Source organism: Pseudogulbenkiania subflava DSM 22618 (assembly GCF_900177275.1).
In the GTDB taxonomy this organism is placed as follows: domain Bacteria; phylum Pseudomonadota; class Gammaproteobacteria; order Burkholderiales; family Chromobacteriaceae; genus Pseudogulbenkiania; species Pseudogulbenkiania subflava.
In genome coordinates, this window is record NZ_FXAG01000011.1 from 111606 (window position 1) to 132456 (window position 20851).

17 protein-coding genes and 1 pseudogene are annotated in these 20851 nt (G+C 63.6%); 11 read left to right on the forward strand and 7 right to left on the reverse strand.

Translation table 11 applies throughout. From position 1 onward, the window contains the following. Positions 1-82: 82 nt before the first annotated feature. Together B9N72_RS11585 and B9N72_RS11590 are read right to left on the reverse strand one after the other, a co-directional pair. Positions 83-859 carry an ABC transporter substrate-binding protein gene (locus B9N72_RS11585; protein WP_200810954.1) on the reverse strand — a complete coding sequence of 259 codons (777 nt, stop codon included), beginning with the start codon at positions 857-859 and terminating at the stop codon, positions 83-85. Between the two features lie 31 nt (positions 860-890). Then, positions 891-2126, reverse strand: coding sequence for a M20 aminoacylase family protein (locus B9N72_RS11590; RefSeq protein WP_085276554.1), 1236 nt, complete (start codon positions 2124-2126; stop codon positions 891-893). A gap of 144 nt (positions 2127-2270) precedes the next feature. On the opposite strand from B9N72_RS11590, the gene B9N72_RS11595 reads away from it, so the two are divergent. Then, complete coding sequence (locus B9N72_RS11595; RefSeq protein ID WP_085276555.1) at positions 2271-3224, forward strand: LysR family transcriptional regulator; 954 nt, start codon at positions 2271-2273, stop codon at positions 3222-3224. A 90-nt stretch (positions 3225-3314) separates the two neighbouring features. On the opposite strand, the pseudogene B9N72_RS11600 reads toward B9N72_RS11595, so the two are convergent. Next, positions 3315-3791, reverse strand: a pseudogene (locus B9N72_RS11600) (transposase); the annotation flags it as partial. A gap of 401 nt (positions 3792-4192) precedes the next feature. Here B9N72_RS11600 and katG point away from each other — a divergent pair. Continuing rightward, positions 4193-6373, forward strand: a complete 2181-nt coding sequence (gene katG / locus B9N72_RS11605; protein WP_085276556.1) for a catalase/peroxidase HPI — start codon at positions 4193-4195, stop codon at positions 6371-6373. A 171-nt stretch (positions 6374-6544) separates the two neighbouring features. Here the strand turns inward: katG and B9N72_RS11610 are convergent, their stop codons facing one another. Further along, positions 6545-7516 (reverse strand): LysR family transcriptional regulator, encoded by a 972-nt coding sequence (locus B9N72_RS11610; protein WP_085276573.1) that lies wholly within the window; start codon positions 7514-7516, stop codon positions 6545-6547. 557 nt (positions 7517-8073) lie between these two features. Between B9N72_RS11610 and B9N72_RS11615 the strand changes: the two genes are divergently transcribed. From B9N72_RS11615 to B9N72_RS11650, 8 genes are all read left to right on the forward strand, one after another. Beyond that, entirely contained in the window at positions 8074-8940 is an 867-nt protein-coding gene (locus tag B9N72_RS11615) for an ABC transporter ATP-binding protein (RefSeq protein WP_234985959.1), read from the forward strand. After that, positions 8937-9698 (forward strand): ABC transporter permease, encoded by a 762-nt coding sequence (locus tag B9N72_RS11620; protein WP_085276558.1) that lies wholly within the window; start codon positions 8937-8939, stop codon positions 9696-9698. The genes B9N72_RS11615 and B9N72_RS11620 overlap by 4 nt, the downstream gene beginning before the upstream one ends. Before the next feature lie 388 nt (positions 9699-10086). Further along, positions 10087-10458, forward strand: a complete 372-nt coding sequence (locus tag B9N72_RS11625) for a hypothetical protein (protein WP_143477817.1) — start codon at positions 10087-10089, stop codon at positions 10456-10458. Positions 10459-10548: 90 nt separating this feature from the next. Continuing rightward, positions 10549-11793 carry a TolC family protein gene (locus tag B9N72_RS11630; RefSeq protein WP_085276560.1) on the forward strand — a complete coding sequence of 415 codons (1245 nt, stop codon included), beginning with the start codon at positions 10549-10551 and terminating at the stop codon, positions 11791-11793. Continuing rightward, entirely contained in the window at positions 11790-13298 is a 1509-nt protein-coding gene (locus tag B9N72_RS11635; RefSeq protein WP_085276561.1) for an efflux RND transporter periplasmic adaptor subunit, read from the forward strand. Before B9N72_RS11630 ends, B9N72_RS11635 begins: the two co-directional genes overlap by 4 nt. Further along, positions 13295-16474, forward strand: coding sequence for an efflux RND transporter permease subunit (locus B9N72_RS11640; protein ID WP_085276562.1), 3180 nt, complete (start codon positions 13295-13297; stop codon positions 16472-16474). The genes B9N72_RS11635 and B9N72_RS11640 overlap by 4 nt, the downstream gene beginning before the upstream one ends. A gap of 1 nt (position 16475) precedes the next feature. Further along, on the forward strand, positions 16476-16811 hold the full coding sequence (locus B9N72_RS11645; RefSeq protein ID WP_085276563.1) for a copper-binding protein: 336 nt from the start codon (positions 16476-16478) through the stop codon (positions 16809-16811). A gap of 292 nt (positions 16812-17103) precedes the next feature. Then, complete coding sequence (locus tag B9N72_RS11650; protein ID WP_085276564.1) at positions 17104-18567, forward strand: MFS transporter; 1464 nt, start codon at positions 17104-17106, stop codon at positions 18565-18567. 40 nt (positions 18568-18607) lie between these two features. Here B9N72_RS11650 and B9N72_RS11655 read toward each other — a convergent pair whose 3' ends face one another. The 3 genes from B9N72_RS11655 to B9N72_RS11665 are packed head-to-tail and all read right to left on the reverse strand — an operon-like array spanning position 18608 to position 20439. Then, a complete protein-coding gene (locus B9N72_RS11655) occupies positions 18608-19405 on the reverse strand; it encodes an alpha/beta fold hydrolase (protein WP_085276565.1) in 798 nt (265 codons plus the stop codon). Between the two features lie 9 nt (positions 19406-19414). Further along, positions 19415-19714, reverse strand: coding sequence for an AzlD family protein (locus tag B9N72_RS11660; protein WP_143477818.1), 300 nt, complete (start codon positions 19712-19714; stop codon positions 19415-19417). Next, the gene (locus B9N72_RS11665; RefSeq protein ID WP_085276566.1) at positions 19711-20439 is read right to left on the reverse strand and encodes an AzlC family ABC transporter permease; all 729 of its coding nucleotides are present in this window, start codon (positions 20437-20439) and stop codon (positions 19711-19713) included. Before B9N72_RS11665 ends, B9N72_RS11660 begins: the two co-directional genes overlap by 4 nt. 120 nt (positions 20440-20559) lie before the next feature. On the opposite strand from B9N72_RS11665, the gene B9N72_RS11670 reads away from it, so the two are divergent. Continuing rightward, positions 20560-20851, forward strand: a 292-nt coding sequence (locus B9N72_RS11670; RefSeq protein ID WP_143477819.1) for a helix-turn-helix domain-containing protein, incomplete at its 3' end; no start/stop codon positions are given.

Consider the following 20851-nt stretch of genomic DNA (forward strand, 5'->3'; position numbering starts at 1 on the left):
CAGATGGCAATCAATATCTCTTGCCCTCCTTTTTACACGGGCCGCTCGGACTGGCCGGCGGCCTTCTCGGCGAGTCAGAGGCTCACTTACCGCCGTAAATGTCGAAGTCGAAGTATTTGTCGTTTATCCGCTTGTAGGTGCCGTTCGCACGGATAGCGGCGAGCGCCTTGTTCAAGTCCTCGCGCAGGGCGACATCTTCCTTGCGTACACCGATGCCGTCCCCCACTCCAAAGAACTTGGGATCGGTGAACTCCGCGCCGGCAAAGGTGAAGTCCTTGCCTATCGGACGCTTCAGGAAGCCACTGTCGGCCTGGATCGAAGATTGGAACGATGCGTCCAGCCGGCCGGTGACCAAGTCGTTGTAGACCAGGTCCTGGTTCTGATAGGTGACGATCTCGACGCGAGCCGGCGCCCACATCGCCTTGGCGTACGCTTCCTGTGACGAGCCCTGCTCCACACCAACCCGCTTTCCCGCCAGCGAGGCTGCCGTCGGCTGCAACGGCGAACCTCGCCTGACCACCAGGCGCGAAGGCGCGTTCGACACCTTGTTGGTAAAGGCGATCTGCTCCATGCGCTTGGGAGTGATCATCATCGACGAGGCGATCGCGTCGATTTTCTTGGCCAGCAGCGCCGGAATAATGCCGTCCCAGCTGCTTTCCACCCACACGCACTTGGCACGCAATTGCTGGCACAGCGCTTCGGCAATATCGATACCGAAGCCAGTCAGCTTGCCGGACGGCGTCTTGTATTCCAGCGGCGGGTAAGTCGGATCGACCCCAAGGCGAATCACCTTGCCGGACCAATCCGCGGCACTGGCCATGCCGGAAACCAGCAGCAATGCCAATGCTGCCTTCATCATTTTTGTACTCATCGTCTCTCTCCTGTTGTTACTACACTGTTGCTGCATTGTGCGCGGAGCCTTGACTCCACGTGCTTGGTGCACCTTCAAGAACACTCTCCGGTGCCAAAAACCGTTCCGTCAGCTTGACCCAATAGCTCGCGCCCAGCGCCAAGCAGTCATCATTGAAGTCGTAACCCGGGTTGTGCAACTGACACCCCCCTTCACCCGGGCCATTGCCGATGGTCACGTAACTGCCCGGACAGCGTTCCAGCATGAAGGCGAAATCCTCGCTGGCCGTAATCGGCGGCATCTCGTGGACCAGTTCCTCTCCAACCCAGTCCAGCGCCACTTGCCGAGCCAGCGCTGTGGCCGCGGGATGGTTGATCAGCGGCGGGTAAAGGCGCCGGTAATCGATTTCCAGGCGGGCGCCGAAGCTCGCCGCCTGGGCCTGTGCCAATTCGGTAATGCGCTGCTCCAGCAGATCACGAATGGCCGGCGTCATCGCGCGCACGCTCAGGGTCAGCTCGGCTTCGGCAGGAATCACGTTATTGACGGTGCCGCTATGGAAGGAGCCGACCGTCACGACCGCCACCTCTTGCGGATCGACATTGCGTGCCACGACGCTCTGCAAGGCCAGTACGATGGAGGCCGCGACCACCACCGGGTCGACCGTCTTATGCGGCATGGCACCGTGCCCTCCCTTGCCCAATACCTTGATGGTGACGGTGTCGGCAGACGCCATGCAGGCGCCGCTGACAAAACCGAAGCTCCCCGCCGGATACCCCGGCACGTTGTGCGTGGCAAACACGGCATCACAGGGAAAGCGCTCGAACAGGCCGTCCTCCATCATCTTGCGCGCCCCGCCCAAGCCCTCTTCTGCCGGCTGGAAAATCAGGTGCAAGGTGCCGCGAAACGAACGGGTTTCAGCCAGGTAGCGGGCCGCGGCCAACAGCATCGCGGTATGTCCGTCATGACCACAGGCATGCATCACCCCCTCGACCCGGCTGGCATGGGGCAGCCCGGTGCTTTCCTGAATCGGCAGCGCATCCATGTCCGCACGCAGACCCAGAGCGGGGCCGTCACCGTTGCTCAGCGTGCCGACCACCCCGGTCCCGCCCAGTCCGCGTGTCACTTGGTAGCCCCAGGCTCGCAAGCATGTGGCGACCAGATTGCTGGTGGCGACTTCCTGGAAGCCCAGTTCCGGGTTGGCATGGATACGCCGGCGCAGCGCGACCATTTCCGCTTCGATGGCGGCGATGCCGGGCAGGACAAAGTCCGCGTGCATAAAGAATCCTTGCAAAGGTCAATCAACGGCACCACGTGGCTATTGCCCGCGTGGTGATGGAAGCTCATGGTAGGGAAGCGGAAATGGCCGAGGAAGCCGCAGTTTGGTTATGATGACAACCATTGGTTGTCAAGCAGGTGCACAGTGAAACTACATCAATTGCAGGCCTTGGTAGCGAGCGCCGAAGCCGGCAGCATCCGTGGGGCGGCACGGTCATTGGGCATCTCGCAGGCGGCCGTCACCCGCGCCTTGCGTGAACTGGAGGCCGAGCAGCAATTGCCTCTGCTGGTGCGCAGCCCCAGCGGCTTGAGCTTTACCGAGTACGGCAAAACACTACTCAAGCATGCCCGGCTGATGCTGAGCCAACTTGCCCAGGCACAGGACGACCTGTCACGCTTGCGGGGGCAGAATGTGGGCCGGTTGAGTGTCGGCGTCACCCCATGGATCATGCTGACCTTCTTGCCCGAGGTGGTGCCGCTGTTTCGCCAGCGATTGCCTGAAGTGCGCCTGGAGTTGTATGAAAGCCTGATGGCGGTGGCTCAGCCCCTGCTGCGGGATGGCAGCATGGATTTTGCGATTGGCCAGTTGCAGCCCTCGGCCACATCGGTCGAGTTCAGCAGCGAAGCGCTGTTCGACTATCAGACCGCCGTCATGGTCAAACGCGGGCATGCCTGCCAGGACTGCCGCTCGATCCACGACTTGCTGGAGCAGAACTGGACGCTGAACTATGCCCCCGATGGCCACCAAGCCTTGATGCACGAAGTGTTCTGGCAGCATGGCGCCAGCATCGAGGAGCATCGCATCGTGCGAGCGCATTCCTTGGCGATGCTGCAAATCATGGTCGAAATGGCCGACATGTGCACCTGGGGCCCCTCCATCTTGAGCATGGCCCCGTCCTTCCTCGGCCGCCTGCATGTCATCCCCTTGGCCGAGACGTTTACCCCCCGTCAATTGAGCATTGTCCGGCGACGCAACAGCACGCTCAGCGGTGCGGCGGAATGCTTCATCGACTGCCTGCTGCAAGTAATTCGCCGCCACTCCCGATCCGCCAAGAAAGAAGATCAGCAACTGTTCGAAACCCTGACCCTGTTGGTGTGACGGAAATACTAACCTTTTAGTGTGAAAGAAGTGGTGTTCAGGACGAGCGCACCCCTGGCCTGCGAGCCATGACGGAAGGAATGTTGAAGATCAGGCGTTGGTGGGTGTTATGAAGCCGAACTTGGTCAGTGCCTTGATCCAGCGCGGAGCGTTGCGTTGAACGGAGAGCGCTTCATAGTCGGTGGTGGAATCCCGGTAATATTCGCGCCGCTTGAGCATGAAGAAGATGGTGCGCAGGATTTGGTGGCCGATGGCGACAATGGCGCGTTTATGACCGCGCCGAACGACAAGGGCCTGGAACTTCGACTTGAATACCGAGGTAGTGCGACTGGCGGCATGAGCAAATTCGCAGAGCAGACGGCGGACGTAGAGATTGCCCTTGCGGATGTGGCCGGACTTTCGCTTGCCGGCGGATTCGTTGTTGCCTGGACAGATGCCGACCCAGGAGGCCAGGCGATCCGGGCTGCCAAAGGCATCCATGTCGGTGCCAATCTCGATCAGCAGCATGGCGGCGCCGCTCAGATCGATGCCCGGGATCGTTTGCAGCAGGGCCAGGGCGTTGTGCTCGGCTTCCCATCACTTCGGGGTAGAACGCCACGGACAAGGCGGGGCCGAGTGTTGGCGCACGCCGCACGGCTGCCGCCCCTGCTCTTCCACCATGTGGAGCGCGCCCTCGACAACCCACAAAATCAGCGCCATCGCGCGTGGCCGGATAATAGTTGAAGCGTTCGGCGTCGGACAACGACCAGCCTCGCGTATCGCGCGCCATCCCCGCGAAGACACAGGCGCCCAGCGCCGGGCGCGCCAAGCAGAAACGGCAAGCAAGCACGAACCTTAGTTTTTTTATTTCACGTCCATCGGATAAATCAATTTCCTCAATCGGTTGGGAATAATTATTCTTTAAGAAAGGCACTCGGTCTCCACACCGAGCCGGGTGGTCGAGCGCAAACGATCGGAGGAGAAAACCCATGTCGACTGAATCGAAATGCCCTTTCAAACATACCGCAGGCGGCGGCACATCGAACCAGGACTGGTGGCCCAATCAGCTCAACCTGAAAATCCTGCACCAACACTCGTCGCTGTCCGACCCCATGGACGAGGACTTCGACTACGCCAAAGCGTTCAACAGCCTCGACCTGGCTGCCGTGAAGAAGGACCTCCTGACGCTGATGGCCGATTCGCAAGACTGGTGGCCGGCGGATTTCGGCCACTACGGACCCTTGTTCATCCGCATGGCCTGGCACAGCGCCGGCACCTACCGCATCGGCGACGGCCGTGGCGGCGCCGGAGCCGGTCAGCAACGCTTCGCCCCGCTCAACAGCTGGCCCGACAACGCCAACCTCGACAAGGCGCGCCGGCTGTTGTGGCCGATCAAGCAGAAATACGGCCGGAAGATCTCTTGGGCCGACCTGATGATTCTCGCCGGCAACGTCGCGCTGGAATCGATGGGCTTCAAGACCTTCGGCTTCGCCGGCGGGCGGGCAGACGTCTGGGAGCCAGAGGAAGACGTCTACTGGGGCGCCGAAACCACGTGGCTGGGAAACAAGCGCTATTCCGGCGAGCGGTATCTGGAAAATCCGCTCGGCGCCGTGCAGATGGGCCTGATCTACGTGAACCCGGAAGGCCCGGACGGCAACCCGGACCCGATCGCGGCGGCCAGGGATATCCGCGAAACGTTTGCCCGCATGGCGATGAACGATGAAGAGACGGTGGCGCTGATCGCCGGCGGCCACACCTTCGGCAAGACCCACGGCGCCGGTCCGGCGTCTCATGTGGGCGCCGAGCCGGAAGCGGCCGGCCTCGAACAGCAAGGACTCGGCTGGAGAAGCAGCTTCGGCACCGGCAAAGGCAGCGACACCATCACCAGCGGCCTGGAGGTGACCTGGACATCGACGCCGACCCAGTGGAGCAACAACTTCTTCGAAAACCTGTTCGGCTACGAGTGGGAGCTGAGCAAGAGCCCGGCCGGCGCGCACCAGTGGGTGGCAAAGGACGGCGCGGGAGCGGGGGCGATTCCGGACGCGCATGACCCGTCCAAGCGCCACGCGCCGACGATGCTGACCACCGACCTGTCGCTGCGTTTCGACCCGGCCTACGAAAAGATCTCGCGACGCTTCCACGAGAACCCGGACCAGTTCGCCGACGCATTCGCCCGGGCGTGGTTCAAGCTGACGCACCGCGACATGGGGCCGCGCGCACGCTATCTCGGCCCCGAAGTGCCGGCGGAAGAACTCCTCTGGCAAGACCCTATCCCCGCCGTCGATCACCCGCTGGTCGATGAACAGGACATTGCCACCCTCAAGGGGAAGATCCTGGCGTCGGGCCTGTCCGTCTCGCAACTGGTCTCCACCGCCTGGGCGTCGGCGTCCACCTTCCGAGGCTCCGACAAGCGCGGCGGTGCCAACGGTGCCCGTATTCGCCTCGCGCCGCAAAAGGATTGGGAAGCCAACCAGCCCGGGCAACTGGCGAAAGTGCTCAAGGCACTGGAAGGCATTCAGCACGAGTTCAACAGCACCCCGTCCGGCGGCAAGAAGGTCTCGCTCGCCGACCTGATCGTGCTGGGCGGTTGCGCCGGCGTCGAGCAGGCCGCGCAGAAGACGGGCCACACGGTGACGGTGCCGTTTACACCAGGCCGCATGGACGCTTCCCAAGAACAAACCGACGTGGTCTCCATGGCGGTGCTCGAGCCCATCGCGGACGGCTTCCGCAACTACCTCAAGGGCAAATATGCCGTCTCGGCGGAGGCCCTGCTGGTCGACAAGGCGCAATTGCTGACGCTGACGGCGCCGGAGATGACGGTGCTGGTGGGCGGCCTGCGGGTGCTGGGCGCCAACGTCGGGCAGAACCGGCACGGCGTCTTCACTCAGCGGCCAGAGGTGTTGAGCAACGATTTCTTCCTGAACCTGCTCGACATGGGCACGGAGTGGAAGGCCACGTCGGACGCCAAGGACGTGTTCGAAGGGCGCGATCGCGCAACGGGGCAACTCAAGTGGACCGGCACCCGTGTCGATCTGGTCTTCGGCTCGAATTCCCAACTCCGGGCCTTGGCGGAAGTCTATGGCAGCGCGGACGCCCAGGAGAAGTTCGTCCATGACTTTGTCGCCGCCTGGAACAAGGTGATGAACCTCGACCGCTTCGACCTGGCGTGATCCTCGTCCCCAGGGCGTGTCATCTAGTGTTTCTCCGGCGCAGAGAGGGGAACCATGGATGACACGCCCTTAGAACCTGTTCACGATCTTGCTGCGCGTCCCTGATCGGGGCTCATGTGCTGCTCGAAATCCTCATGTACTGCTTGTACATTCCGGTTCCTGCGCTGCTCTTCACCCCGCTGAGGGCCGCTCGCGACAGAGCGTGAACAGGTTCTCAGCGACTGCGCTTGCCACCGTCACCGAATCGGCGAGCGACTCCGCGCAAACCTCCCGCACGCAACCGCGCAGCCAGCGATGCGCCAGATCGGCATCCATCCTCGGATGCCAAAGCAGGGAAACCGTGATCTCGGGAGCGGGAAAGGGAAGGACAAAGCTGTGCATGCCGTCTCGCAGGGTGCCGGTATGGCGCTCGGGAACCGTGGCGACCAGATCCGTGGCCCGCGCCAACGCCAGCGCCGGGGCAAAGCCGCCGACGATGGTCATGATCTCCCGTTCCAGCCCGAACGTCCTCAAGATGTCATCAACCAGCCCCTTGTCGCTCCCCCGCCGGGAGACCAGGACATGCCGGCCCGCCGCGTAACGGGCGGGGGTGATCTCCCCTTGGCTCAGCGGGTGCTCCTGGCGCACAACACCGATGAAACGGTCCTGGAACAAAGCGCGCACCCGCACCTCCGGCCCCGTCCCCTCCCCCACCACGCCGGTATCCAGATCGACGCTGCCGTCGCGCAGTGGCGCGGTGTCTTTGTTTGATTTCGGCATGAACCGCAGCCGGATCCCGGGAGCAGCCTCGCTGACGCGAGCGATCAGGCTCGGCCCGAAATTTTCCACGAAACCATCCCCGACGCGCAGCGTGAAGGTGCGGACGAGCTGGGTGAGGTCGAGCTTCTCTGCCGGGCGCAGCACCGCTGCGGCGTCCTGGACGAGCTGGCTCACCTGCTCGCGCAGTTCAAGCGCACGCGGAGTGGGCACCAGCCCGCGCCCCGCCCGGACCAGCAAGGGGTCGCCCGTCGTCTCGCGCAAGCGCGCCAGCGCCCGGCTCATCGCCGAAGGGCTCAGCCGCAAGCGCCGGGCGGCGCGCGCCACGCTGCCTTCGGCGAGCAGCACGTCCAGGGTGACAAGCAAATTGAGATCGGGTGTCGACATGTATTCTGGCCTATGAAAGTCGAAAACAAACCCCTGCTCCAGCAAGGCTCCCAGAGGTCCCGTTTCAGTTGGCGTTTTCGCAAAAGTCGAAAGCAAACCGGCCCCGTTGAAGCCGTGCGCCCTCAAACCGTCAAGTAAAGTCGAAAACAGCTAACTCGCCATCTGCCTGCCAGCCTCACCCAAGCGGGGTTGTTGCACTTCATAACCATACTAAAGGCATATCGCAGCTAAAAGCAGACATTGCCAGTCAGTACCCTAAGCATCCAGCGCTTCAGGGTTGGTGACCCGCTACCGCGGCAGATCAAGTGTGCGGAGACCGGCTTTGAGAACGTCAGGAAAATCAGTGCGGTCGACCTAGTGGGTATGAAGGAGCGCGCCAGCAGGCTGGAGGTAAATGCACCCTTGATAGTGCCCCGGGCCCTGCTATTAATACCGCTTGGATGAAGTGCCCCGCCGCCGGGGCCACCAAACGCCCGCCATCTGCTATCGTCCTATCTATGCAACCCATCATCACCATATCGAATCTCTCCAAATCCTACGCTTCAGGCTTCCAGGCCTTGAAGGGTGTCAATCTGGAGATACGGCGCGGAGAAATCTTCGCCTTGCTGGGCCCGAACGGGGCAGGCAAGACCACGCTGATCAGCACGATCTGCGGCATCGTCAATCCGAGCGAGGGCCAGATTCTGGTGGATGGCCACGATATCGTGACGGACTACCGCGCGGCCCGCTCCATGATTGGCCTGGTGCCGCAGGAGCTGACCACCGATGCCTTCGAATCGGTGTGGGCCACGGTGTCGTTCAGCCGCGGCCTGTTCGGCAAACGCAAGAACCCGGCCTACATCGAAGAAGTGCTCAAGGCGCTGTCGTTGTGGGACAAAAAGGACAACCGCATCATGACGCTATCGGGCGGCATGAAGCGGCGCGTGCTGATTGCCAAGGCGCTGTCGCACGAGCCATCCATCCTGTTTCTCGACGAGCCGACGGCGGGGGTCGATGTCGAACTGCGGCAGGACATGTGGCAGCTGGTGCGCTCGCTGCAGGCGCGGGGCGTGACCATCATCCTGACCACCCACTACATCGACGAAGCCGAGGAGATGGCCGACCGCATCGGGGTGATCCGCAAGGGCGAGATCATCCTGGTGGACGAGAAGGCCGAATTGATGCGCAAACTCGGCAAGAAACAGCTGACGCTGCAACTGGAGGCCCCGCTCGAGAGCATTCCTTCCGAGCTTGGCGGCTACGAGCTGGATCTGGCGAATGGCCGCAGCGAGCTGGTCTACACCTACGACGCGCAGGGCGAACGCTCCGGCATCCTCGCGCTGTTGCAGGCTCTCAACGCGGCGGGCATACGCTTCAAGGACCTGCAAACGACACAAAGCTCGCTGGAGGACATCTTCGTCAGCCTGGTGAGGGAGAGAAAATGAACCTGCATGCAGTCTGCGCGATTTACCGCTTCGAGATGGCCCGCGCCGGGCGCACGCTGATGCAGAGCATCATCTCCCCGGTGATTTCGACTTCGCTCTATTTTGTCGTATTCGGTGCCGCCATCGGCTCGCGCATCCCCGAAACCCACGGCATCAGCTACGGCGCTTTCCTGGTGCCGGGGCTGATCATGCTGTCGCTGCTGACGCAGAGCATCGCCAACGCCTCGTTCGGCATCTATTTCCCCAAGTTCACCGGGACGATCTATGAGTTGCTGTCGGCACCGGTTTCCTACCTGGAGCTGGTGGTGAGCTATGTCGGGGCGGCGGCGACCAAGTCGGTGATTCTCGGCCTGATCATCCTGGCGACGGCGGGCCTGTTCGTGCCGCTGCAGGTGGCCCACCCCCTGTGGATGCTGCTGTTCCTGGTGCTGACCTCGGTAACGTTCAGCCTGTTCGGCTTCATCATCGGCATCTGGGCGGATGGCTTCGAAAAGCTGCAGATCATCCCGCTCCTGATCATCACGCCGTTGACGTTTCTCGGCGGCAGCTTTTACTCCATCGATATCCTGCCACCGTTCTGGCAGACCGCCGCCCTGTTCAACCCGGTGGTCTACCTGATCAGCGGCTTTCGCTGGAGCTTCTACGGTATTGCCGACGTCAGCGTCGGTATCAGCCTCGTCATGACGATCGGCTTCCTGGCGCTGTTCACGGCAATCGTGGCGTGGATTTTCAAGACAGGGTATCGCATCAAGGCCTAGGCATCATCCGCACCCCGTTTCTTGCTGAGAGCCAATAGCTGGCTCTCTCGGAGTGCGGATTCGATAAGTCATGCCAACAGGTCGGGGGGAAGTTGCGACCGGGCAGGTCGGGGTCGGAGACAGCTGGCAGGCGCGGCCGGTGAGTCCGGCATCCTGCACACTGGCGAAGCCCTCGACATACGCGCGGCACGGGCAGGCTAGGTCACCGGGCCGCTGGCCTCACCCACTGTCGCGCCGCCGATGCGCAGTGGCCAGCCACGAATCGCGAGGTGATTCAGAGTGGTAAACTTCTTGCCCAATGATTATGGTTAAAGCCAGAGCGTATCCAAATGTGGATGTTCGCATAGGGCCTTCCTTCTTCATCCCCTTTCGCCTACACTTCGCCCCCATGAAATTGCTGCGGCTGGTTCTCACCTTTCTGCTGTTGCTGGCGATCCCGTTCCTGGGAGTGCCGGCATCCGCCATGCCGCAAACGTCTCCGTGCCCCATGCAGTCCGACATGACCCACCGTATGGACATGGCGTCCGACCACCATTGCTGCCAGATGGCAGAGGCTGCCAACCCGGATTCGTCGTCAAAAGCCAAATCGTCGAGCCCGTGCAAGTTCGGACAGGACTGCCAACTCGGTCAAGTCTATTCGCCCGCTGTCGCTTCAATCGCCTTCCAGACGCTGCCGGCTACCCCGATTATTGCCGTTCATCCCGACACCGTTATGTCTTCCCATGACCCGTCCGGGTTGTGGCGCCCCCCTCAGATCTGACTCCGTTTGACACCCCGGACCCGCGCGATTCCCCTCACCTGGGTTGCTGTCGTGCGCTGTTGCGCACGGGTCACTCCATGGAGTTAGAACATGATCCCTCGCTGGATGCGATTACCCCTGCCGCTCTCGCTGGCAGGTCTGGTCGGCCTTGCCCAAGCCGCACCGCTTACGTTTAACGCGGCCCTCGAGCAAGCCGAAAATACTTCCCCGACACTCGCGGCTCAACGCGCACAAGTCGGCGCCGCCCAATTCGCCGTCATTCCGGCCGGCGCTTTGCCGGACCCCAAGCTGTTCGTCGGGGTCGACAACTACCCGGTATCCGGGCCGATGCGCGGTTCGCTGACCCAGGATTTCATGACCATGCAGAAGGTCGGCGTGATGCAGGAGTTCCCCAATGCCGACAAGCGCCGGGCGCGGGTCGAGGCGGCCTCGGCCGGGATCGAGGCCGCCGCAGCGCAAAGCCGGGTGGCTCGCCTCAAGGTGCGGCGCGAGGCCGCACTCGCCTGGCTCAACCGCTACGCCCAGGAGCGCAAGCTGGCACTGTTCGGCGATCTCGAGCGGGAGAATCGGCTGCTTGCCACGGCGGTTCGGGCCCAGATTGCCTCGGGACGCGCCCAGCCGGCCGATGCGGTGATACCGAAGCAGGAGGCCGCCCTACTGGCCGACCGGCACGATGACCTGGCACGCGATCTGGCCAAGGCAAATGCCGAGCTGCGCCGCCTGATCGGCCCCGCCGCCGATGAACCGCTGGCGGGCGACCCGCCGGCGTTCAACCCCGATGCCGACACCTTGCGCCAGCATCTTCACCGTCACCCTGAACTGCTGGTTTTTAGCGCCGAGATGCGCAAGGCCGAGGCCGACGTGCGCGAAGCGGTGGCGATGAAAAAACCGGACTGGGGCGTGGAGCTGGCCTACCAGAAGCGTGGAGCCCAGTTCGGCGACATGGTCTCGGTGCAATTCACCTTCGATCTGCCGATTTTCACCTCGCGGCGGCAGGATCCGACCATCGCCGCCAAACAGCAGGAACTGCTCAAGCTCGATGCCGAGCGGGAAGCGATGCTGCGCGATCACACCAACGAACTGGACGGTGACCTGGCCAATTACGCCGCACTCGAACGCCAGGCGGCCCGGGCCCGCCAGGAATGGCTGCCGCTGGCCCAGCAAAAGGTCGACCTGGCCACCGCCAGCTACCAGGCGGGCAAGACTGATCTGACAACCGTCCTCTCCGCGCGTCGCGAGCTGATCGAACAACGTTTCAAACTCATCGATCTGGACAACCAGCGCGCCAGCACCGCCGCCAGGCTCTACTTCGCCTATGGGGAGAACGAACAATGAACAAGCCGCAATACAAACTCGTCGCCCTGGTGGTAGCCGTGGCGCTGGCAAGCGGCGGCGGCGGCTACTGGCTGGCTCGACAGGGCTTGGCCGACCACCCGGCTGCGACCACGGCAGCCGGTGCCACGGAAGACGTCCGCAAGGTGCTGTACTGGTACGACCCGATGGTGCCGAACCAGCATTTCGACAAGCCGGGCAAGTCGCCCTTCATGGACATGCAGCTGGTCCCGAAGTATGCCGACGAAGGTGGTGCGGAGGCCGGCGTCAAGATCGATCCGGGTGTCACGCAGAACCTGGGAATCCGGCTCGCGACGGTCGAATCCGGCACCTTGGCCGAGCCAATCGACGCACCCGCGAACGTGATGTTCAATGAACGGGAAGTAGCCATCGTCCAGGCCCGCAGCGCCGGATTCGTCCAACGCGTGTATGCCCGCGCCCCGGGCGATGTGGTTCCGGCCGGAGCCCCCATCGCCGACCTGTTGGTGCCGGAGTGGGCCGGCGCCCAGCAGGAATATCTGGCCATGCTCAAAACGGGCGACAAGGCACTTGCCAACGCGGCCCGAGAGCGCCTGCGCCTGACGGGGATGCCGGAATCGCTGATCAAGCGGGTCGAGCAGACGGGCGTGCCGCACTCCGTCGTGACTATTTCGGCCCCAATCGGTGGGGTCATTCAGGAATTGGACGTGCGCAGCGGCATGACCGTCAGCATGGGCATGACGCTGGCCAGGATCAACGGATTGGGCTCCGTGTGGCTGGAGGCAGCCATTCCCGAAGCCCAGGCCGGCCGAGTCCGCACCGGCCAGCCCTTGGAGGCCCGCTTGACGGCCTACCCGGGCGAGGCGTTCAAGGGCAAGGTCGTCGCGGTGCTGCCGCAAACCAACGCCGATAGCCGGACCCTGCGCGTGCGCATCGAGTTGCCCAACCGGGACGGCCGGCTCAAGCCCGGCATGTTCGCGGAGGTGAGCCTTGCGGCTGGGACTGGCAAGCCCGCGATCGTGGTGCCTTCCGAAGCCATTATTCGCACCGGTACGCGTGTGGTCGTGCTACTCGCCGCCGACGGTGGGCATTACCAGCCGGTCGAGGTGCAGATTGGCCAGGAATCCGGCGGTAAGACCGTCGTGCTCAAGGGGCTGGAAGCGGGGCAAAAAGTGGTGGCCTCCGGTCAGTTCCTGATCGACTCCGAGGCCAGTCTGAAGGGGGTGGTGGCACGCCTGACAGGAAACACGGCGGCTCCCGTCGACGCCTCGACGGCGCCGCCTCCGCCCAAGACGGCCGCTCTCCACCAGGCTAGCGGCAAGGTCGAGTCCATCAAGGCCGGCGAGATCACCATTTCGCACGGGCCGGTCGTCTCGCTCGGCTGGGGGGCGATGACCATGACCTTCAAGCTCGCCAAGCCCGAGCTCGCCGCCGGTCTGAAACCCGGCGACAGCGTCGCTTTCGGTTTCTCGCAAAGCGACGGCGATTTCGTGGTGCAGCAGCTCGGCAAGACCGGAGGCGGACAATGATCGAGAAGCTCATTCGCTGGTCCGTCGCCAACCGCTTCCTGGTGGTGCTGGCTACTTTGTTTATTGCGGTCTGGGGCATGTGGGCGGTCAAGACCACGCCGCTCGACGCCCTTCCCGACCTGTCCGACGTGCAGGTCATCATCCGCACCAGCTATCCCGGCCAAGCGCCGCAGATCGTCGAGAACCAGGTCACCTATCCGCTGGCAACCACCATGCTCTCGGTGCCGGGCGCCAAGACGGTGCGGGCTTATTCGTTCTTTGGCGATTCCTTCGTCTACGTGCTGTTCGAGGACGGTACCGATCTCTACTGGGCGCGCTCGCGCGTGCTGGAGTACCTCAACCAGGTGCAGGGCCGGCTGCCCGCGGCCGCGAAGGCGTCGCTGGGCCCGGACGCCACCGGTGTCGGCTGGGTCTACGAGTATGCGCTGGTTGACAGGAGCGGCCAGCATGACCTCGCCCAACTGCGCAGCCTGCAGGACTGGTTCCTCAAATTCGAGCTGAAGAGCCTGCCCAACGTGTCGGAGGTCGCCACCATCGGCGGCATGGTCAAGCAATACCAGGTCGTGCTCGACCCGCTGAAGCTGGCGGCTTACCGCATCCCGCAGAGCAAGGTGGTCGCGGCGATCCGGCAGGCCAACCAGGAAACCGGCGGCTCGGTGCTGGAGTTGGCCGAAACCGAGTACATGGTGCGCGCCTCCGGTTACCTGAAGACGCTGGACGACTTCCGTGCCATCCCGCTAACCACCTCGGCTGCCGGCGTGCCGGTCAAACTGGGTGATGTCGCCACGATCCAGCTCGGGCCGGAAATGCGGCGTGGCATCGGCGAGCTCAACGGCCAGGGCGAGACCGTCGGCGGCGTGGTGATCCTGCGCTCCGGCAAGAACGCGCATGAGACCATCGCGGCGGTCAAGGCCAAGCTGGCCGAACTCAAGTCCAGTCTGCCGGCGGGCGTCGAGATCGTGCCGACCTACGACCGCAGCCAGTTGATCGACCGTGCCGTGGACAACCTCAAGGACAAGCTCATCGAGGAGTTCATCGTGGTGGCGGTGGTGTGTGCGGTGTTCCTGTGGCACCTGCGCTCGGCGCTGGTGGCGATCGTGTCGCTGCCGCTCGGCATCCTGATCGCTTTCATCGTGATGCGGGAGCAAGGCGTCAACGCCAACATCATGTCGCTCGGCGGTATTGCCATCGCCATCGGCGCGATGGTCGACGCCGCGGTGGTGATGATTGAGAACGCGCACAAGCACATCGAAACCTGGCGCCACCACCATCCCGATGAAACGCTGTCGGGCGAAGCGCACTGGCGGGTGATGACCGAAGCCGCGGCCGAGGTGGGGCCGGCGCTGTTTTTCTCTCTGTTGATCATCACGCTGTCCTTTATCCCGGTGTTCACGCTGCAGGCGCAGGAAGGCAGGCTGTTCGGGCCGCTGGCGTTCACCAAAACCTACGCGATGGCTGGAGCCGCCGGGTTGTCGGTGACGTTGATCCCTATCCTGATGGGGTACTGGATACGTGGCCGCATCCCGGACGAACATCAGAACCCGCTCAATCGCTGGCTGATCCGTTGCTATCGTCCCTTGCTCGACGCAGTGCTGCGCCGGCCGAAGGCGACGCTGGTCGTCGCCGGCCTGGCCTTGCTGACAACGCTGTGGCCGATCACGCGGCTGGGCGGCGAGTTCATGCCGCCGCTCGACGAGGGCGATCTGCTCTACATGCCCTCGGCTCTACCCGGCCTGTCGGCGGCCAAGGCCTCCGAGTTACTGCAGCAGACCGACCGGCTGATCAAGACAGTGCCGGAAGTGGCGAGCGTGTTCGGCAAGGCCGGCCGCGCCGAGAGCGCTACCGATCCGGCGCCGATCGAGATGTTCGAAACCACCATCCAGTTCAAGCCGCGAGAAACGTGGCGGCCGGGCATGACCCCGGAAAAACTGGTGGAGGAACTGGACCGCGTGGTCAAGGTGCCGGGGCTCTCCAACATCTGGGTGCCGCCAATCCGCAACCGCATCGACATGCTGGCGACCGGCATCAAGAGCCCGATCGGGGTCAAGGTGTCGGGCACCGATCTGGCTGCCATCGACCGCGTGGCACAACGCGTGGAACACGTCGCCAAGACCGTGCCCGGGGTCAGCTCGGCATTGGCCGAACGGCTGACTGGCGGGCGGTACGTCGACGTCGACATCGACCGTGCCGCCGCTGCGCGCTATGGCCTCAACGTCGCCGACGTGCAGGCCGTGGTGTCGTCGTCCATCGGCGGCGAGAACATCGGCGAAACCATCGAGGGGCGCGCACGTTACCCGATCAACCTGCGCTACCCGCGCGAACTGCGCGACTCGCTGGAAGGGCTGCGCCAACTGCCGATCCTGACCGACATGGGGCAGCAGATCACCCTGGGCACCGTCGCGACCATCCGCATCAGCGACGGCCCGCCGATGCTCAAGAGCGAGAACGCCCGGCCATCGGGCTGGGTGTACGTCGACGTGCGCGGCCGCGATCTGGCTTCGGTGGTGGCTGACCTGCGTGCCAGTATCGGCCGGGAGGTCAAGCTGGAGCCCGGTATCAGCCTGGCCTATTCGGGGCAGTTCGAGTACCTGGAACGCGCCAACGCCCGGCTGAAACTGGTGGTGCCGGCGACGCTGGTGATCATCTTCGTGCTGCTCTACCTGACCTTCCGCCGGCTGGACGAGGCGGCGCTGATCATGGCGACCTTGCCGTTCGCGCTGGTGGGAGGGGTGTGGTTCCTGTACCTGGCGGGCTACAACCTGTCGGTGGCGACCGGCGTCGGCTTCATCGCGCTAGCCGGCGTGTCGGCCGAATTCGGCGTGGTGATGCTGCTGTACCTGAAGCAGGCGGCGGCGGAGCGGCAGGAGCATGGGCTCAAGCTGGACGCGCACATGCTCGACCAGGCGATCCGCCAGGGCGCGGTATTGCGCGTGCGCCCCAAGGCGATGACGGTGGCGGTGATCCTGGCGGGCCTGTTGCCGATCCTGATCGGCTCCGGCACCGGTTCCGAGGTGATGAGCCGCATCGCTGCGCCGATGGTCGGCGGCATGATCACCGCCCCGCTGCTGTCGATGTTCGTGATTCCGGCGGCGTACCGGCTGATGCGCGTCAAGAACAAACGCTCTCAGGCATTGCCTGAAACCACCCTCGTTAACCAATCCATTCAGGAGAAATGATATGACCAAGTTGTTCTCGATGCTGTTTGCCGCCGCGGTTGGCCTCACCGTAATGCTTCCCGCCCAGGCTACGGAAATGGGAATGATGAGCGCAGCAAAACCATCCGGGCAGATGGCCCACGCCGAGGGCGTCATCAAAGCCCTCGATACCAAGGCCGGTACCGTGACCTTGGCGCATGGGCCGGTCCAGGAATTGAAATGGCCGCCGATGACCATGGCGTTCAAGCTGGCGAAGCCGGAGCTGGCTAACGGGCTTGCCGTCGGGAAGAAAGTGCAGTTCGAGTTTCAGGCCCACGGCATGGCGGCGGTGATCACTAGCATCAAGATCATCGGCTAATGAGCGCTGCAGGGACTGGCAAGGGAGCCAGTCCCTTTCTCTGAGGTGGCCGTGTCGGTGACAGTAGGATGGCCGGGTTTTAACCCTGAACGGACGTCCAGTACAAATAGTGAGGTTATTTTTGACTTTCATTGGCAGGAACAAAAATAGGTCCCAGCCCTAGCACGGCTGATCGTGACATGGCGTTTAATGCACGAATTAAGTGCAAATGCTGCGTCTTCCGCCCTATTCAGTAGCGACCTAGACTCCTCTCTGAAAGCCCCGCTTCGGGAGCGTCCAGAAGAAGGAGTTCATGTTGAAACCTCTCACTCAAGCAGGCGACGAGGCTGTCGCCCCCGATGGGAAAACCCCACCGTCGACGAAATGGGTGCTGGCCAGCCTGTCGTTATCCATGCTGCTGTCCTCGCTCGGCACCAGCATCGCCAATGTCGGTCTGCCGGCGCTGGCAAAGGTGTTCGCCGCCTCCTTCCAGGAGGTCCAGTGGATCGTTCTGGCTTATCTGCTTGCCATCACCACCCTGATCGTCAGTGTCGGACGGCTCGGCGACCTGGCCGGGCGACGCCGGCTGTTATTGCTCGGCCTCTTGCTGTTCACGCTGGCCTCGGTGCTGTGCGGCGTGGCGCCCACGCTGTGGCTACTGATTGCCGCACGCGCGGCGCAGGGGTTGGGCGCGGCCATCATGATGGCCCTCACCATGGCGTTTGTCGGGGACGCGGTTCCGAAGAACAAGACCGGCAGCGCCATGGGGCTGCTCGGCACCATGTCCGCGATGGGCACTGCCCTGGGGCCAGCGCTCGGCGGCACGCTCATCGCAGGATTCGGCTGGCGCGCCATCTTCCTCGTCAACGTGCCGCTGGGCATCCTGACTTTCTTGCTCGCATATCGTGCCCTGCCCGTCGATCGCCAGGGTTCGGCGGACCGGGCCGGCTTCGACAGAGTGGGCACGCTGCTGCTTGGCACGTCGCTCGCGGCCTATGCGCTCGCGGTGACGGTGGGGAGAGGCCGCTTCACTGGACTGAATCTGGTCCTGTTGCTGGCGGCGGTTCTGGCTGGGGGCCTCTTTGTGGTGGTGGAGGCGCGAGTGGCGTCGCCATTGATCCGCCTGGCGGCGTTCCGCAACGCCGTACTGAGCTCGAGCCTCGCCATGAACGCGCTCGTCTCGACGGTGATGATGGCGACACTGGTGGTCGGACCGTTCTACCTGTCACGCGCGCTCGGCTTGGGCGAGGCGCAGGTCGGGATCGTCATGTCGGCAGGTCCGATCATTTCCGCTCTGAGCGGTGTCCCGGCGGGGCGGGGCGTCGACCGCTGGGGTGCGGCCGTCATGACCACCGCGGGGCTCGTCGTCATGGCGACGGGGCTGTCGGCACTCGCGCTGCTACCCGGGGTATTGGGCGTGGCGGGCTATGTTGCCGCCATTGCTCTGCTGACCCCCGGCTACCAGCTATTCCAGGCGGCCAACAACACGGCCGTGATGAGGGATGTCGCACCGGAACGACGGGGCGTGGTAGCCGGCCTGCTCAGCCTGTCGCGCAATCTCGGGCTCGTCAGCGGGGCATCCGCCATGGGCGCCGTGTTCGTGCTCGCCTCGGGGACGAGCGACATCGCCTCGGCACACCCCGGTGCCGTGGCCAGCGGCATGCGGTTCACCTTTGCCGCCGCGACGCTGCTGATCATCGTCGCGCTCGCCATCGCGGCGGGAAGCCGTGCTCTTGCGCCCCGCCCTGCACTCGATGCCGCCCGGGAAGAGGCATGAGGCCGGCGGGACGCCCGTACCGGCCCCGGCTCGGTAGCTGTCAGACTGTACTCAGGAAGCCAGCAATCCGCGCCACCACCCGGTCTTCCTGTTCGCGGTGCGGCACGTGGCCGAGGCCCGGCAGGATGTCGAGCTGGACCGGGCCGCTCACCCCGGCTGCGATGCATTCGGGCTGGTCGGTCGATCCGTACTCGTCCTCGCTGCCATGCACCACCAGACTCGGGCATCTCACCCCCGGCAAGACATCGTGCAGCGACCAATCGGCGAAATCCGGCGCCAGCCAGGTATCGATCCAGGCGTTCAGCACCCAGCCCGCCTTGTCGCCGTGATAGCGCTGCAGCCGCGTGAAGTGCTCGGTCTGCCGGAACATCTCCCGGGCCTCGCGGATGCCGGCCCGCGTCCGTTCTTCGACGAACGCCTGGGCGGACAGCGTGACCAGGGCATCGCAGGCCGCGGCATGGCTGGCAGCGCAATGCACCGCCATGCCGCCGCCGACACTATGCCCGATGGCGACGAAGCGCTCGAAGCCGAAATGCCGCTGCACCGCGGGGAAGGTATCCCGCGCTTCGGCGGCGATGAAATCCCGGCCCGGCTCGCCGCGGCGCGCCTCGGATTGACCGTACCCGAGCCGGTCGTAGGCGATCACCACCCGCCCCGATTGTTGCGCGAGCACGGCCGGAAAGGATCGCCACAGGGCGATGCAGCCGAGCGAATCATGCAGCAGGACGATGGGCGCGCGCATGCCGTCGCCGCTCTCCGGGTGCCAGCAGCGCGCGAAAAGACGCCCTTGGTCGGTGTCGATCCAGTGATCGGTGATTGAATTATGTGGTCTGTTCATGATGGCTCACTAGCCTAACAGATGACGCAGCAGGCCCGCCGAGGCAATGCCGATCATCACGGTCGGAAGAACGGGCAGCCTGCTGGCCGCCAACAGGGTGATGCCGAGCGCCAGCAGGTTGGCGGGCCTGCCCGACACGAACGCCGGCGCAATCACTGAAATCAGCACGCAACCAGGCACATTCTCCATCACGGCGCGCATACGCGGGCTCAGTGCGCGTTGTCGTAACGCGAGGTAGCCGAGCACGCGCGTCAGATAGGTGGTGGTGGCCATCAGCATGATGATCAGCAGCGTCTGCGTCTCTATCACGACAACTCCCCCCGGACGATCGCCACCAGCAGGCCGGTGCAAGCGCCGGCGGCGACATACCAGGCGCCCGGTACCAACAGGTAGGTCAGCGCCGCAACGATCAGGCTCGCCAGCCAGGGGAGGCTGGCCCGGGCCCCCTGCCACATCCCCCTCAGCAGCACCAGGAAAACGGCGGTGAACGCCATGTCGAAGCCGTACTGCTCGACGTCGCCTATCGTCGGCCCCAAAGCCGCCCCGAGCGTGGTGCACAGCACCCAGGTCGAATAGAGGCCCGCCGACACTCCAAGATAATAAGGCACGCTGATGCGATCGGCGCAGTGCTGGCGTGCATCGGCCAGCGCCATGGCCCAGCTCTCGTCGCACATGAAGAACAACGCCGGCAGCGCCCTCCGGCTCGGCAGATGCCGTAGATACGGTGCCAGCGCTGCTCCCATCAGAATATGCCGGCAGTTCACCAGGAACGACATGGCGACGATGAGCAGCACATGGGGCGGCGACGTCCACAGGCGAACGGCGGCGAATTCCGAGCCGCCGCCGAAATTGAGCCCGGTCATCAGCGGCACCGCCAGTAAACCGAAGCCTTTCTGGCTGGCTTGCGCGCCCAGTACCAGGGCGAAAGGGATGAAACCCAGCATGACGGGAATCGATGCACGCACACCACGAATCACTTCGGATTGAGTGTTGGATTCCACGGGCAGGGCGATTGAAGTAGGCAGACTGTTCATGTGACCTCCAGTGCTACTATTTTCTGCCAAACCCGTTGAAATAGGATTGCTTTGTTGCCAACAGGAATAGTGAAATTAGAATTGGCTAAGTAGTGCCGCACAACTAAGTTGGAATGATTTTTGCTTCTGTTTGCGTATCTCCCTGATGCCGGTTCGACGATGCGTAAACTCACATTGACCTTGAATGAAGCTGAAGTCTGCACTCTTGAACAATTAGCCAAAGCACACCCCAAGGAATATTTCCGCTTGCGCGGCAAGGCGTTGATTGCTGTCAACCAAGGTCAGGACATTGCCACCGTTGCCGCCGTGTTGCGAATCAGCGGCGAGAGCATCAGAACATGGATTCACAACTGGGAACGCCACGGTCTAGTCGGCATCCTGAATGCTCGTGCCGGTGGACGGCCAGCCAAAC